14 protein-coding genes and 1 pseudogene are annotated in these 14,209 nt (G+C 55.1%); 7 read left to right on the top strand and 8 right to left on the bottom strand.

Translation table 11 applies throughout. From position 1 onward, the window contains the following. Nucleotides 1-173: 173 nt before the first annotated feature. The 3 genes from KM295_RS15925 to KM295_RS15935 form a co-directional block, all read right to left on the bottom strand. Nucleotides 174-1,103, bottom strand: coding sequence for an SDR family oxidoreductase (locus KM295_RS15925; RefSeq protein ID WP_256031168.1), 930 nt, complete (start codon nt 1,101-1,103; stop codon nt 174-176). A gap of 48 nt (nt 1,104-1,151) precedes the next feature. Continuing rightward, a complete protein-coding gene (locus KM295_RS15930; RefSeq protein WP_256031173.1) occupies nt 1,152-2,432 on the bottom strand; it encodes a nucleotide sugar dehydrogenase in 1,281 nt (426 codons plus the stop codon). A 167-nt stretch (nt 2,433-2,599) separates the two neighbouring features. Beyond that, a complete protein-coding gene (locus KM295_RS15935; RefSeq protein ID WP_256031179.1) occupies nt 2,600-3,718 on the bottom strand; it encodes a glycosyltransferase family 4 protein in 1,119 nt (372 codons plus the stop codon). A 230-nt stretch (nt 3,719-3,948) separates the two neighbouring features. Here KM295_RS15935 and KM295_RS15940 point away from each other — a divergent pair, with 230 nt between their 5' ends. The 4 genes from KM295_RS15940 (at nt 3,949) to KM295_RS15955 (ending at nt 7,692) form a co-directional block, all read left to right on the top strand. Next, on the top strand, nt 3,949-4,452 hold the full coding sequence (locus KM295_RS15940; RefSeq protein ID WP_256031189.1) for a hypothetical protein: 504 nt from the start codon (nt 3,949-3,951) through the stop codon (nt 4,450-4,452). A 115-nt stretch (nt 4,453-4,567) separates the two neighbouring features. Further along, the gene (locus KM295_RS15945; RefSeq protein ID WP_256031190.1) at nt 4,568-5,620 is read left to right on the top strand and encodes a tripartite tricarboxylate transporter substrate-binding protein; all 1,053 of its coding nucleotides are present in this window, start codon (nt 4,568-4,570) and stop codon (nt 5,618-5,620) included. Between the two features lie 72 nt (nt 5,621-5,692). Further along, nucleotides 5,693-6,205, top strand: coding sequence for a tripartite tricarboxylate transporter TctB family protein (locus tag KM295_RS15950; RefSeq protein ID WP_256031193.1), 513 nt, complete (start codon nt 5,693-5,695; stop codon nt 6,203-6,205). Further along, entirely contained in the window at nt 6,202-7,692 is a 1,491-nt protein-coding gene (locus KM295_RS15955) for a tripartite tricarboxylate transporter permease (protein ID WP_256031201.1), read from the top strand. The genes KM295_RS15950 and KM295_RS15955 overlap by 4 nt, the downstream gene beginning before the upstream one ends. 16 nt (nt 7,693-7,708) lie before the next feature. Here KM295_RS15955 and KM295_RS15960 read toward each other — a convergent pair whose 3' ends face one another. From KM295_RS15960 to KM295_RS15975, 4 genes are all read right to left on the bottom strand, one after another. Next, the gene (locus tag KM295_RS15960) at nt 7,709-8,779 is read right to left on the bottom strand and encodes an ATP-grasp domain-containing protein (RefSeq protein WP_256031202.1); all 1,071 of its coding nucleotides are present in this window, start codon (nt 8,777-8,779) and stop codon (nt 7,709-7,711) included. 18 nt (nt 8,780-8,797) lie between these two features. Then, nucleotides 8,798-9,790, bottom strand: a complete 993-nt coding sequence (locus KM295_RS15965; RefSeq protein ID WP_256031203.1) for an NAD-dependent epimerase/dehydratase family protein — start codon at nt 9,788-9,790, stop codon at nt 8,798-8,800. A 102-nt stretch (nt 9,791-9,892) separates the two neighbouring features. Continuing rightward, nucleotides 9,893-11,053, bottom strand: a complete 1,161-nt coding sequence (locus KM295_RS15970) for a DegT/DnrJ/EryC1/StrS family aminotransferase (protein WP_256031206.1) — start codon at nt 11,051-11,053, stop codon at nt 9,893-9,895. 68 nt (nt 11,054-11,121) lie between these two features. Beyond that, nucleotides 11,122-12,033: a glycosyltransferase gene (locus KM295_RS15975; RefSeq protein ID WP_256031209.1), complete on the bottom strand. Its 912-nt coding sequence runs from the start codon at nt 12,031-12,033 to the stop codon at nt 11,122-11,124. A gap of 623 nt (nt 12,034-12,656) precedes the next feature. On the opposite strand from KM295_RS15975, the gene KM295_RS15980 reads away from it, so the two are divergent. From KM295_RS15980 to KM295_RS15990, 3 genes are read left to right on the top strand one after another with little or no spacing between them, the layout of a single operon-like run. Then, on the top strand, nt 12,657-13,001 hold the full coding sequence (locus KM295_RS15980; protein WP_256031210.1) for an HTH domain-containing protein: 345 nt from the start codon (nt 12,657-12,659) through the stop codon (nt 12,999-13,001). Between the two features lie 3 nt (nt 13,002-13,004). Further along, a complete protein-coding gene (locus KM295_RS15985; RefSeq protein ID WP_256031212.1) occupies nt 13,005-13,472 on the top strand; it encodes a type II toxin-antitoxin system VapC family toxin in 468 nt (155 codons plus the stop codon). Between the two features lie 60 nt (nt 13,473-13,532). Continuing rightward, nucleotides 13,533-13,886 carry a DUF8105 family protein gene (locus tag KM295_RS15990; protein WP_418904817.1) on the top strand — a complete coding sequence of 118 codons (354 nt, stop codon included), beginning with the start codon at nt 13,533-13,535 and terminating at the stop codon, nt 13,884-13,886. A gap of 130 nt (nt 13,887-14,016) precedes the next feature. On the opposite strand, the pseudogene KM295_RS15995 reads toward KM295_RS15990, so the two are convergent. Beyond that, a pseudogene (locus KM295_RS15995) lies at nt 14,017-14,209 on the bottom strand (RNA-guided endonuclease TnpB family protein); the annotation flags it as partial.

The following is a 14,209-nucleotide window of genomic DNA, read 5'->3' on the forward strand; positions in this document are numbered from 1 at the left end:
ACGCGCGCATCAAGCTACGTGGACTCTATCCAGTCCCGGTTGCCGAAAGCTAGTGAGACAATGGCTGAAGCTACACTCAGTGATCGGTACTAACTTCTTGCTACCGGACTTCCTATATAGAGTTTGTTTCCGCTACGCATTATCGAATTGGTCGTATTGCTTTGATTGATCTATTATTCGTAATACTCAACCGTCTGTTTCAATCCTTCTTCGAACCCAACCTCAGGTTTGTATCCGAGTAGTTCTGTTGCTTTCGAGATATCCGCATGAGAGTGACGAACGTCCCCCGGACGCGGATCGTCGTAGATCGGTTCAATATCCGTCTCCAGCAACTCATTCAACATCTCGACTAATTCATTAACAGTGATTCGCCCCCCAGTGCCTACATTGAACGCTTCGCCGGACACGTCCCCCTCAGCAGCGAGTACGTTCGCTTGGATCGCGTTATCGATGTAGGTGAAGTCCCTCGACTGTTCGCCGTCGCCGTAAATCACTGGCCGTTCGTCGTGAAGCATCAGCTGAATAAATTTCGGGATGACTGCTGCATAATCGCCTTCTTGATCCTGACGCGGCCCGAAGATGTTGAAATAGCGTAGCGCGACCGTATTGATATCGTAGAGATCACTGAACTGTAGTGCGAGCTTCTCGGTGAAGTATTTCGAAAGCGCGTACGGGGATTCGGGAACTTCTGACATCGTTTCCGTTTTTGGCAACTCCTCACTTGATCCGTATACCGATGACGAAGAAGCGACGACGACAGTATCGACATTCGCGTGCCGGGCTGTATTGAGAACAGTCGCCGTCCCGGTACAGTTCGCGTCAGTCGTCGTGACTGGGTCATCGATGCTCCGTGGTACAGAGGGAACAGCAGCCTGATGAAAAACGTAATCGACGCCCTCAAGCACATCCTTCATCGCCGCGTCGTCGCGGATATCCGTCTCATGAAGTATGAAGTCGTCCCTGGAACGAAGTGCTTTTAAATTATTCCCCCGCCCGGTCGTGAAATTATCGATACCTCGAACGCTGTATCCACATTCCAGAAGCGCATCGGAGAGATTCGATCCGATGAACCCCGCGGCACCAGTAACGAGTGCAGTCGACATACCGGTACTGTAAGCGACAGTCGGTTGAGTGTATCGGATCTGACGGGCCTACAGCCGCACGATTTCCGCGCCGTCGACATCGAGATCGACCGTCGCGTTCCGGGTATCGAATACGAGTGACGTGTTTTCGACGATACGTCGGATATCGAGCGTGTCGTGGTTAGTGACGAGTATGACGCAGTCGGCCTGCCGTAGGCGATCGTCGGTTAGTTCTACGGAGGTGTAGATTCCCTCACCGACCTCGAATGACGGAACAAACGGATCGTGATACGAGACGTTCACGTTCCATTCTTCGAGCTTCTGAATGATGTCGATCGCCGGCGACTCCCTCGTATCGGAGACGTTCGGCTTGTATGCAGCCCCGACAACAAGCACGTCTGCGGTTGACAGCGCGACGCCTCGATCGTTGAGTTGTTCGACGACGCGCTGGACGACGTGGTCGGGCATCTCACGGTTGACAGTGTCGGCGAGGTCAATAAACCGGGTTTCGATGTCGTGTTCGCTCGCTTTCCAAGAGAGATAGAACGGATCGATCGGGATGCAATGACCACCGAGGCCGGGCCCCGGATAGAACGGCATGTACCCGAACGGTTTCGTCTCAGCGGCATCGATTGCGTTCCAGATGTCCACGTTTAGTTCGTGTGCGACCTGTGCGAGTTCGTTGATCAACCCGATGTTGACTGCCCGGAACGTGTTCTCTAGTAGTTTGACGAGTTCGGCTTCGGTTGCGGAATCGACACGAATCACTTCGTCAAAAACCGGCCCGTAGAGCGCTTCAGCGCGGTCGCCGCAGGCTGGTGTGACACCACCCAGTACCTTCGGGATTTCCGTCGGTCCGTACTCTTCGTTTCCGGGGTCGATCCGTTCGGGGGAGAACGCGAGGTAGACGTCTTCGCCGATCGTCGCGCCGTTTTCCGTTAGCGTCTCGCCGACGACTTCTTCGGTCGCCCCCGGATAGACGGTGCTTTCGAGGATGACTGTCGCCCCATCAGAGATTACGGGAGCGAGCTGCTCGACAGCGTCGATAACGAAGGATAAATCCGGCGTATCGGTCTTCCGGAGCGGTGTCGGAACACATATCGAAACGCCGTCGACATCTCGCAATGCCGTATACTCGGAGGTGAATTCGATTCCTTCGGCGAGCGCGTCGGCGATTTCCGCGTCATCGACATCGCTGACGGTCGTCGTGCCGTCGCGTAGTCGCTCAATCGTCTCCTCGTCGATATCCACGCCGACGACCTCGTGGCCCGCCCGGTGCATCGCAAGTGCAAGCGGCAGCCCGACGTATCCGAGTCCGATTACTCCAACACGGGCCGCTTGCGTGCTCATATGCCTATCGACGATTCACGGGGATTTCAGCCTATCGCTCTGTTTCTACTGTCGGGAGCAGACTCTGATCTGGAAATACGGTGGATCGTTCTGTATAGGAGATTTGCTGATCCGCGTTGATGGTGAAGCTGATCGGATAATATAAATCGGTTAGAGGTAGAGAGCCTCTACGAACAGCGAGACAAGATCTCCTCGTACCGCGTCACAGCAGCTTCGAAACTATACCTCTCTTCGATCATTTCTCCCGTATTTCGGCTAATTTCCTCCAGATCGTCTCGCTCGAGAATTTCGGCTATTTCTGTGGCCATCGCTTCGCCGTCTATGTGATCGATCAGAAAGCCGGTTTCATTCTCGCGAACCACGTCCGGTATACCCGATACAGGGGTCGCATAGACTGGTGTTCCACAGCCGAACGCTTCCAAAATTACGGTCGGCAATCCTTCCATTTTCGACGGCAACACGAGCAATCGAAACCGATTTAGAACGGTTGGCACACCGTCGTGATCGATCCATCCCGTTAACTCTACTGAGCCCGAGGTGATCTCTTCGGCAAGTTCATTCTCCAGCCAACCGCGGAGTTCACCGTCTCCGACAAAAACAAATGTCACGTCTTTGGGTAGCTGTTTTGCGACTTCAGCAAGCGTTCGGATTCGTTTTTCTTCTTCAAGTCGCCCTATGAATCCGACCACTCGATCACGTTCCTGGTAGGCTTTCTGTGATGAGAACCGATCTGTATCGATGTACCGGGCTCCGTTGGGGTACAGTTTCTCCTCGTAGCGATCTAATCCTAACTCAGAAGCCATCGCGGGTGTATACGTCACGATCGCATCGGCCCGCCAATAGCCCACGTTTTCGAGCATCTTGACGATGCTGGCGAGGAAGCGCGCTAAACTGTCTGAGATACGCTGTTCCCACTGAATCTGCAGCGTCAACGGAACGTCGCCACGAGGCTGAAGAACCACAGTTTTGCCGATCAACCGGGAAAAGAGGATCGGCAAGAGATAGGAAGTCGCTCCGAAAAACCACACGACATCTTCGTTGCGGGTCTGGAGTACCCGGCACATACGAAATTGATTTCGGAGAAATCGGATAGCTGCGATCGGGATACTACCTCCTGTCCCGGCATCAGAAATCTCGACGATCTCGTGATCTTCGTCGAGCTCCGCACCTTCACTGATATCTGCAGTGACCAGCGAAACTGTCGTTAATTCCGATAGTATATCAAGTAGATCCGATGTCGCGGTTGCAGTTGTGCCGAGTGGATATGTGATCACACAGACAGACATACGTTTTCCATCTTCTCCGGGTACTAATTCCCTTTCGTTATTCTGTAAGAAACTATTGATTGAATAAACTGTTGACAGCTCATCAGTTATTCTATTCAAATTAGCTACATTATTTACGTAGGTTGATATGTATTGACTAGATGCGGCTAATTTCTGCCTTTCGGCATCGTTTTTTGAATTCTGGATTGATGATCGGAACGTCTTTGGAATAAAAGACAAACAGTCAAGTGATGTGGAACGATGTCCTTCTGGCGGCCGGAACGGAAGAGTTCGGAGATAAACTCGAAGAGGCAATACGTAGAGAGAATCTAACTGTCAAAGGGTTTGCGGAGAAACACGGGATATCTAAGAGTAACATATACAAGATTACGAGCGGCGAAACGACCAACTTCGGTGTCAAGACCCTCCGTGACATAATTGAAGCACTTCAAGAAGAGGAAGGCTACGACCGGCCGACAGTGGGTCTCATAACGACACGGTCCGCCTGTGATCGCGCGCCTTCGGAGCTCACGGTTGAAGGAACTACGTACAATATAAAACCTCTTCCCGCCAATTCAATCGAGGAAGAGATAATCAAAGGCGTCAACGCGGAGAGGGATGGGATTGACGGTATCCTCTGTGGGCCAATAGCTGCTACGACTATCGAACAGGTGGTACATGTTCCTGTCGGAGGACTCCAGTTCGATGAGGATCTAATGGTTAGATCACTGGAGAGTCTCGTTAGAAGAATATAATATAGTAGAATATAAGGGTCTAAATTATCCTCATTTTGAAATTCAATTATAAGAATGGGAAATTTAATGTAGTTGCGGGTCACGCGTTGTGATAAGATCCGGTGAGTCCGACAGGATGACCAGCAATAAGACCTCAAGATCCGATCGACGCCAGTTTCTTAAATATGCTGTAACGGCTGGGGGCGCGGGCTTGGCTGGTTGTCTCGATAGTGTGGGTAGAGGAGATAACGACGACACGGGTGATAGTAACGGGACATATCCGGAACAAAATATCGAGGTGATCGTCCCCTGGTCACAGGGCGGAGGGACGGACAGGGCAACGCGGGCAACCACTCCAACGTGGTCTGATATCCTCGATGCGAACTTCGTGGTGCAGAACTACCCTGGCGGATCCACACAAGTCGGTGGTGAACGTCTCTATGATGCGGATCCGGACGGCTACACGATCGCTATGTGGAACATGCCGCAGATGCAGGCGACGTGGATATTTCAGGACGCACCTTACGACATGGACGATTTCGATTATCTCGGAACACATCACCTTGATCCGACGATGTGGTTCGCCCCACCGGAGAGTCCGTACGAAGACATGGCCGAATTCATCGAATACGCGCGTGAGGAAGGCGAAGTCACCGTCGGAACGACGGCCGCAATCGGAAACACTGCACTATCGGCGCTTCTCATCGAGGATACCTACGACGATATCGAATTCAACCTGGTAAATCTCGAAGGCGGAACACCCACGCGACAAGCCACGCTCTCCGGGGATGTTGATGCCTCAGTCAATCAGCCATGGGCGTTCAATCCCGATCATATCGGAGAGGTGATCGGATTGGGAACCCATACGCCAGAGCCACAGGATCTGTGGCCTGCACCCTCCTTCGCTGAACTGGGGCTCGACGAAATCCCGCTCGTTGAGGAGGGTTTCGGTCAGTGGAAACTGATCGTTGCACCGGGGGGACTTGAAGACGAGTACCCCGAACGATACAACGCCCTCGTGAACTCGTATGCTGAGATATTCGAGCAAGACGACTTCGTCTCCCGTGCTGAAGAGCAGGGTGGTCTCGATCAAATTCTGGATTACAACGACCCTGAAGCAACCGTTCAAGAGGTCGAAGCGTACTCGGAGTTCATGCAGGAGTACGAACCCCTATTCGATCGGTTCTGATGCCGAAAACAATGTAGATCTGAGTTCAACATGAAGCCCCCAACAATATCTGTTCGAGTTTCGAACACGAACGTGAGGATCGCTACCGGCGAACTCCTCTTTCCGGTTCTGGTTCTCGGGTTTTGTGCCGCTTATTATATCGATACACGTGGACTCCCGGATCGTTCGATGATGTACGCGGGACCGTTGCTGTACACGACTGTCCTTCTGGCTGTAGTTACGGTCTTCAAGCATGCGGTATCGTTCGACAGACAGTCTATAAAACGGGAACGCGGAGAACGAAATGAATCTACCCCGTTCATCGGTTGGGGTACGGACGAAGAAACAGCAACCGACAAACTCGAAAAAAAGAGTCGATCCACAGGGTTCGGTACATCATCAGCTGTCGGTCTTGCAGTTCTATTAATCGGGTATCTCTTGTCTCTGTATGTGGTCCCGTTCGTAGTAGGAACCGCGGGATTCCTCGGTTGTGCGCTCTATATTCTCGGGGAACGACGACCTGCTAGGATACTGATATATTCGCTTGGTTTCACTATCCTGACGTGGGGGGTGTTTGTCGAGTGGCTGTTGGTACCACTACCATGATTCTAGCTAGTCTCCTTTCGATACGTTCGGGAGCAGCATTGCTCGCAGACCCGCTTGTACTCGCGGCCATCGCTCTCGGTGTCGGTGTCGGTATCGTATTCGGAGCCATACCGGGATTTTCCGCCACGATGACGATTATCCTCCTGACGCCTGTTACGGTTCCATTTAACCCAGCTCCCGCGCTTATTTTTCTCGTTTCCGCATATGGAGGCGCTGTGTACGCAGGCTCTATCCCCTCGATCTTGATCAATACACCGGGGGCGCCTGGATCCGTTGTCACATGTTGGGATGGATACGAACTCACAAAAAAAGGCAAAGCAGTCTACACGCTCGCTGTCTCCGCGATAGTCTCCTCGCTTGCAGGTATCTGTGCGGCGGTCGTTTTATTGTTCCTCGCACCTCGAATAGCCGAATTCGCCCTCGAGTTCGGGCCCTCACAGATGTTTCTGTTTGCCGTCTTCGCACTCACTATCATCCCAGCAGCCAAGGGTGCGTCGCTCGAAAAGGCCCTACTGGGCGGCTGCTTCGGCCTGCTTGTGGCTACAGTCGGGAACGACCCTCAGCTCTCACAGCCCCGGGGTACTTTCGGGTTTACAATCCTTCGTAGCGGTGTCGACTTCATCGTTGTCCTGATTGGATTGTTCGTAATCGCCGAGATGTTTCAGTTGGCTTACCGGGGGGTGGTCGTTCAAGACGACACCGAAATCGAGGGCAGCTTTTCACAGATCAAAGACGCCTTTCGAGCAGTGGCTAGTCGGCCAGTGGCGTTTATTCGGGGAATGTTGATCGGCACGTTCGTCGGTTCCTTACCCGGTGCCGGAGCAGACGTTGCGAACTTCGTGTCGTATAACGAAGCCCGCCGATGGGCGGACGAAGAGTTAGCCGACAAGTTCGGCACGGGTATCATCGAAGGCGTGATTGCCGGAGATTCGAGTAATAACGCCACACAGGGTGGGGCACTCGTTCCGACACTCACGCTCGGCATTCCCGGTAGCGGATCGACGGCAGCTCTCCTAGGTGCGATCTCGATTCACGGATTACAACCAGGTCCGGGCTTGTTCGACCGCTCTGCCGCCCTCGTCTATGCGCTTATTCTTTCGCTGGTGATCGGGAATCTATTGATTCTCGTATATGGGCTTCCAGGTGCCAAGTATTTCGGAAAGTTGGCTTACATACCGCCGAAATACATTATTCCGGCCGTCGTCGTTCTGTCGGTGATTGGCGGGTTCGCGGTCAGAAACTCGTTGTTCGACCTGTGGTTCGTACTTTTGTTTGGAGTTCTCGGTGTGGTATTCGTAAAGTACGAGTATCCCTTGGTCAGTCCGGTACTCGGTGTGATCCTCGGCGGTATCGCTGAATCCGGCTTCGTGACTGGATGGTTGCTGAATCAAGGCGATCCGGTGGAATTCTTCTTTGGCAGTTATATCTCGATAGTTCTATTGGCGCTTATCCTGCTTTCAGTTGTAATTACGATTGTCAGACGGTAATAAGTGATCAGAGGAATCAGTCGTATTCTTGGATGGACTCGATTTCATCTATAGATAATATATCTGGTTCCAGATCGATACCTCTAACCAGGAACTGCTCAGTGTCGATATCTCCGAACGGGTCTTCGTATCTTGGAGATCTCCCAGCCGCGACATCCAAGAACAACTCCGCCATATTGTACTCACCAGTCATGTTGAAGAAATTGTTGACCATGACGAATTTTCCGACATTGACTTCTGTAACTTTCGGCGTTCCATCGGGTGCAACCTTGAAATCAACGCCCAAGTTACCGGAAGCATTCGGTGCAACTTCATCGATTACGGCACGAGCTGTCTCGTTGAGTTCGTCGTCATCCACCATCCGCGACACGAGCGGGGTCGAGGCCCCGGTGTGTTCTTGACCGAAAAAGTACCGTCGCCTGTCGCATGCCTTCCCCAACACGAGTTCTCCCTCGTCCCAGAGCATGAATATCTGATAATCCTTTCCGGGGAGAAATTCGGACAGCGTGAAGTTCGATCGATCCCCGCCGTTGTTTTCGCAGTATTCTACCCACTGCTTGGCTTGTTCTGCGTCATCGAGTGGTAGTGCCTCCATCGACCCCGATCCAAACCTGCTTCGGAACCAGAGCGGTTCACCGTCGCTCAGTTCGTCGAACGCTTCTCTCACCGAATAGTTCTCAAGCGAGACGGTTTCAGGAGCCTCGAATCCTGCATCGTCAAGGCGACGCTGGAGACGGAGCTTATCGAGACAGAGCTTCACGGAATCTCCCTGCGGCAAGAGAACTGAACAATCAAACGCGTCACGTTCCTCCGATACACGCTGAACTTCGACCTCATGTTGAGGAACGAAAACATCCACGTCATGATCGTCAACGATACGGCTCATTACGTCGACATAATCCCCGTCGTTGCCCTTCGGAACGACGAATGTCTCGTCAGCGAGTGATTTGGAAGCTAATACGCGATCCGAATCAGTACCGATGATATCCATATCGTATCTATCAGATCGCCTGAAACTTCGAATGGCGTTATTTGCGCCGCCGCCGCCCACACACGTTATAAGTACCGTATCAATATCTGTTGGCATTGATTTTTTCCTCCATTTTCACATATACGGGTACGTCGAGTTTCGATAGATATCCTGCTCGTAATCAGTAATATCGTTCTTAGCCATCCACCCCTTGATTTCCTCGACACCGTCCTCGATATCGCGTTCGGTCTCCCACCCGAGGATGTGGTTGATCTTGTCGAAACTCACCCGATACGTCCGCTCGTCCTCCTTGTGCTCAACGAATCGGACTTCCGCGCCCTCAACGTTCTCCTCGACGATACGACCGACCTCCTTGATCTGGTAATTGAGGTCGTTGTCACCGACGTTGAAGACCTGATGTTCGACTGCCTCCTGAGGCGCTTCTAGCACCTCGACGAACGCCCGGGCGGCGTCGTGAGCGTGTACGAGGGGACGGTACTGCTCGCCGCCGTAGACTGGGATGTCGTCCTCCAGGACGGCCTTCGCGGTCAGAAGGTTGACGACGAGATCGAACCGCATCCGCCGGGACCACCCGAAGATTGTCCCGAGACGCAGGATCGTCGGGGAGATCTCGTTATCGGAGAACATGTCGTGGGTCTCGTGGAGGATGATCTCCTCGGAGTCGATCTTCGACTCGGCGTACAGAGAGAGGGGGTTCAGATACGAGCCCTCGTTGAGTTCCATCAGTTCGCTCGCGCCGTAGACCGAACACGTCGAGGCGAAGACGAGCCGCTGGATGTCGTGGAGTTTACATACCTCGACGAGCGTCTTCGTCGCCTCGACGTTGACCGCCTGCGTGGCCTGCTCGTTGACGCCACAGGCGGGGTCGCCGACGATCCCGGCCATGTGGATGACGGCCTCCCGATCCTCCATCGCATACGAGAGGTCCTCGATGTGTCTGATGTCGCCCTCCTGAATATCGAGGCGCTCGTGATCACGAAACGGATCGAGCGAGTCGTCGCCGAACAGGAAGTTATCGAGCACACGGACGTCGTGGCCGTTCTCGAGGAGTTCCTCCACGATGTAGTTCCCGATATAGCCGGCGCCGCCCGTGACGAGTACGCGCATACTGTTTCCATCCCGGCAGACGGATAAAGCCGTTTTGACTTTTGACTCGGATTCGCCTTCTGTTCGCTCATCCAGTCGGTCCGATCGACGGCCCGGGACGATTCAGAACGATCCGAACGACCGGACGGTCTCGATGACGTACTCGATGTCGGCCTCCTCGAGACCGGGGTGGTTCGGCAGTCCGAGCGTGTTGCCCGCGACAGCCTCGACGTTCGGCAGGTGCAGGTCATACGAGTGTTCACGGGGGTTCTCACTCCAGGGGAACTTCGAATTAAACCCGCGGTGCTCCTCGAACACCGGCTGTTCGTACAACGGGTCGACGTACCGGTGTCGCGTCTCGACACCCTGATCTTTCAGTTCGCGCCAGACGTCCTTGCCGGACATCCCGATGACGTCCGGATCGACCTCGAAGGGGGCCCAGAAGTAGGCGTGCTCGACGTACTCCCGAACGGTCCCCGGTGAGATCCACTCGAGATCGCCCAACTCTTCGAAGAGTCGCTCGGAGATCTCGCGGCGGCGATCGTTGAACCCGAGAAGTCGGTCGACCTGTGCGGTCCCGATCGCGGCGTTGAGATCGGACATCCGGTAGTTGTAGCCGAGGGCGACGTGTTCATCGCGGCCCTCCATGCCGTGGCTTCGAAGCAGACGGATACGGTCGGCGATCTCTTCGTCGTCGGTCGTGACGATGCCGCCCTCGCCGGTCGTGATGTTCTTCGTCGCGTAGAAGGAGAAACACCCGACGTCGCCGATCGAGCCGACGGGCTCGCCTTTGTAGCTGGCGCCGTGGGCCTGGGCCGCGTCTTCGATCACGGCGAGGTCGTGTTCGTCCGCAAAGGCGCGGATCTCGTCCATCTCGGCGGGATGCCCGTAGAGGTGTACCGGAATCACTGCCTCGGTGTGTTCGGAGACACACCGCTCTAAATCGGTGTGATCGAGCGTGTACAGTTCCCGATCGATGTCGGCGAAGACCGGCACGCCAGCCTGATGGACGACCGCCGTCGCCGTCGAGCCGAAGGTGAGCGAGGGGACGATCACTTCGTCGCCGGGCTCAAGTCCCATCGCGTTCAGCGCAAGTTGGAGGGCGGTCGTGCCGTTCGAGACGGCGACGGCGTGCTCGACGCCGACCAGCTCGGCCCACTTGGCTTCGAACTCTTCGACCATCGGTCCCTGCAGGAACCGCCCGGAGTCGAGGACGGCCTCGACGTTGTCGTACTCCTCCTCGCCCAAGATGGGCGTGGCGACGCTCACGTGTCGCTCGCTCATACTGTAGACATCGGTTCTGTGCTAATGAAGCCCGCGGATATCGAACGTGGGTAGCGACGGCCGGAAAGTCACCGCCAGCGCAAGATTCCGTACAGATAGCCGATCCCCGTCGCCGCGAGCAACACGAAGAGCATCGCCAGCTGTTTCACCTTCGTCTCGCTCGGCCCGGTCAGAAGTCTCCATATCCGCCCCGGAATGAACTCAAACAGGAGCCGCCGGAGCTGGTCGGACTCTTCGCCGGACGATTCGGGAACCAGATGCTCCATCGCGCGTTTGGAGTATCCCTGCCAGAACGCCCGCCGTACTAGCCACGCGGGCTCGGTGCGGTACTCGTAGATCTTGTGGCTGACGACGGCGTCGGGCGTGTAGATCACGCCCTTGCCGTAGGCCTTTCGCATACGCGCACAGAACTCAGTTTCGCGGCCCTGTACCTGGCTTGGATCGATCCCGCCCTGTTTGATCCCACCCAGTTTCAGGTAGACGTCCCGATCGAAGGCGAGGTTCGCGCCAAACGTGTTCCGGACCTCCCCTTCCTCCTCGGGGAATCCGCGGTGCGTGGCGCCGATGAGAAAATAGAACTCCTCGGGGAGGAACTCGGCCTCTCCGGCGACCCACTCCGGTTCGATGCGCCCGCCGACGGCGATCGCGTCGTGGCGCTCGTAGGCGTCGACGAGTTCCTCGACCCACGTCTCCGAGGGCACGGCGTCGTCGTCGGTCAGTGCGACCAACTCCCCCGACGCCTGTACGGCACCCATGTTCGCCCGTTTGAGCGGTCCGGCGTCGTCGTGGCTGGCGTAGATCACGACGTCGTCGTGGTCGCCGTAATCCTGGCTGGCCCGCTCGTGGACGGTCTCGTTGCCGTCGACGATGATGACGACCTCGACGTCGTCGTAGGTCTGTGCGAGCAGTGAATCGACGCACTCACAGAAATCGTCGTATCGATCCATGGAGTATGTCGGGACGATCACGGATACTTTCATGGCTCGCAGATGAGAGCACACGCTCGTAGGTGTTGTGTTTCGATGTTAGCGGCGGGCTTTCGGATCTCAGTATGTCCCTAACAAATTGACCTCCTCCGTGCCCACGCGAAGGAATTCTCACCACGGAATTTCAGTTACCGGATTTAGGATTCAATCGCCCGTTTATGGCTTCTTCAAGACGATATAACAGCCGAACTATGGCGAGTTACCGTCGCTTTCCGTGCCGAAGGATAGAGATACTGTTCCCGCGAATCGAGTGTCACACTGTGTGTTCCGGCAGGGTGACTTGCTTGCTTCTTCGGAGGTGAGTCCCCATTCTGCGGTGGGTGCTATCGAGATCGACTGACTACTATGGTAGTCGGTAGAAGTCAGTGCAGATCCACTCGCGCGTTTCCGGCCAGTTTGGATGTCGCTGGCCATCCTGATGCGAGTGGTGTGTAAACAGTTCTACCGACTACTATAGGCCAACAGTGGGCGAGGGGTACTCCGAAAACGATCGATCTCTCACTATTGTTCTCACGTCGGTATGGTTATATTGTAGCGTAAAACAAATATTGAGGCGATATATTGGCATATCTATGTTAAAGAAAAGACTTTTCATACCTTTGTGAGTAGGGTTATCTATGGGAAAGCCAGGCCCGGACCCCGAAACGGTTCCCGAAGAGATAATGGCGGTTTTCCACGATCGAGAGGATCCAAACGAACCGCTTACCGCATCGGAGATCGCAAAGGCGGTCAATTGCTCCCGTCGGACGGCACTCAATCGGCTTCACGAACTCGAAGAACGCGGCTATCTCACGAGCAAGAAGGTCGGTGCCCGGAGCCGCGTGTGGTGGCTCCCCGATGATGATCGACCCTCACTCGAGATCCCGTCGGATGACCCGCTTTTCACCGGGGAACCGCTTCTCGCCCCCGACGAGCCGGTCGACGAGACCGAGATTGACGACGTTCTCTACGGAGCGGAGTGAGACGTGTCGAACGACGGTTCCAGAGCGGCGACACCGCTGTTTATCGATACGGGCGCGTTCTACGCGCGTTTCGTTGAAACTGCACAACGGCACGATCGGGCAACGGCGCTTTTCAAGGCGATCGGAGCCGGAGAAGTGCCGTATCGCCCGCTGTACACATCGACGTACGTGCTGGACGAGTTAGCGACACTTGTTCTCAGCCACCGGGACCACGCGGCGGCCGTGGCCGCGGTCGAACGGGTGCTGGATTCACCGACAGTCGTTCTGTACCCGACTGAAGCTGACTTCGAGGCGACGTACGACCAGTTCCGCCGTTACGACGATCACGATATCTCCTTCACTGATCATATGAGCTGCGTGTTAGCTTCCGATCGCGATATTGACCACGTCTTCACGTTCGACCCGGATCACTTCCGAACGCTCGACTGTATCGCTGTACCGGCCGATACCGGTGACTCGTTCGAAGTGTGAGCAAATGAAATAGTCCCCCGAATCCCCACGTTGATAATGGAAGCATGTCTCCTATAACGTATGAACTGCCCGATGTGTGGTGGTTCGGTTATGCTCGAAGTCGGGCCGGACCGGCCGTTTTCAACCTCACCTACCGACGCCCTCCTTTCGGCTACCGAAGACGAGTCCATCGAAGTCTTCCGGGATTGTTGGGACTGTGGTTGGCACGAGGAGCGCCAGATTCGTGTTGAGTCAATCGAGACGACTGAAGGGGACGAGGTCGCGGTTAAACGGGCCAATCTCATTGCGGAAATCACCGATGAACTCGCAGCCATCGAGAGTCCCGCTACACTTGAGGACACGCTTGCGGAGGTCCGTCAGCATCGACGTGTAGAGACATCAAGCGATGAGACAGGGGGCGGTACGATGGAGTGATCAAGTCTATGGGTGGACACAAACGAAAGGTCGGTGACCGGGGGCGGGTGACGATTCCTAAGGAAATCCGCGACGAGGTATCGAAGCCGGCGACGAGATCGAGTTTGTGGAACTGACATCCTCCACACGGCTACAGCCGTGGGGTTGTCCCACAGGGGGTTGAATCTACGAGTAGCGGGAGGTTCGCAGATTCGTCGTCGCGGTGGACGATGACCTGCGTTTCGGGCTGTGCCAGTACAGCCCCCGCCTCGGACAGCGGTTTCGAGAACTTGCCCAAGGCTCGTTTACCGATATTCAGCGCACCGTTCTTGTCTGCGTTGTCG

The organism is Natronomonas aquatica (assembly GCF_024449025.1).
GTDB lineage: Archaea > Halobacteriota > Halobacteria > Halobacteriales > Haloarculaceae > Natronomonas > Natronomonas aquatica.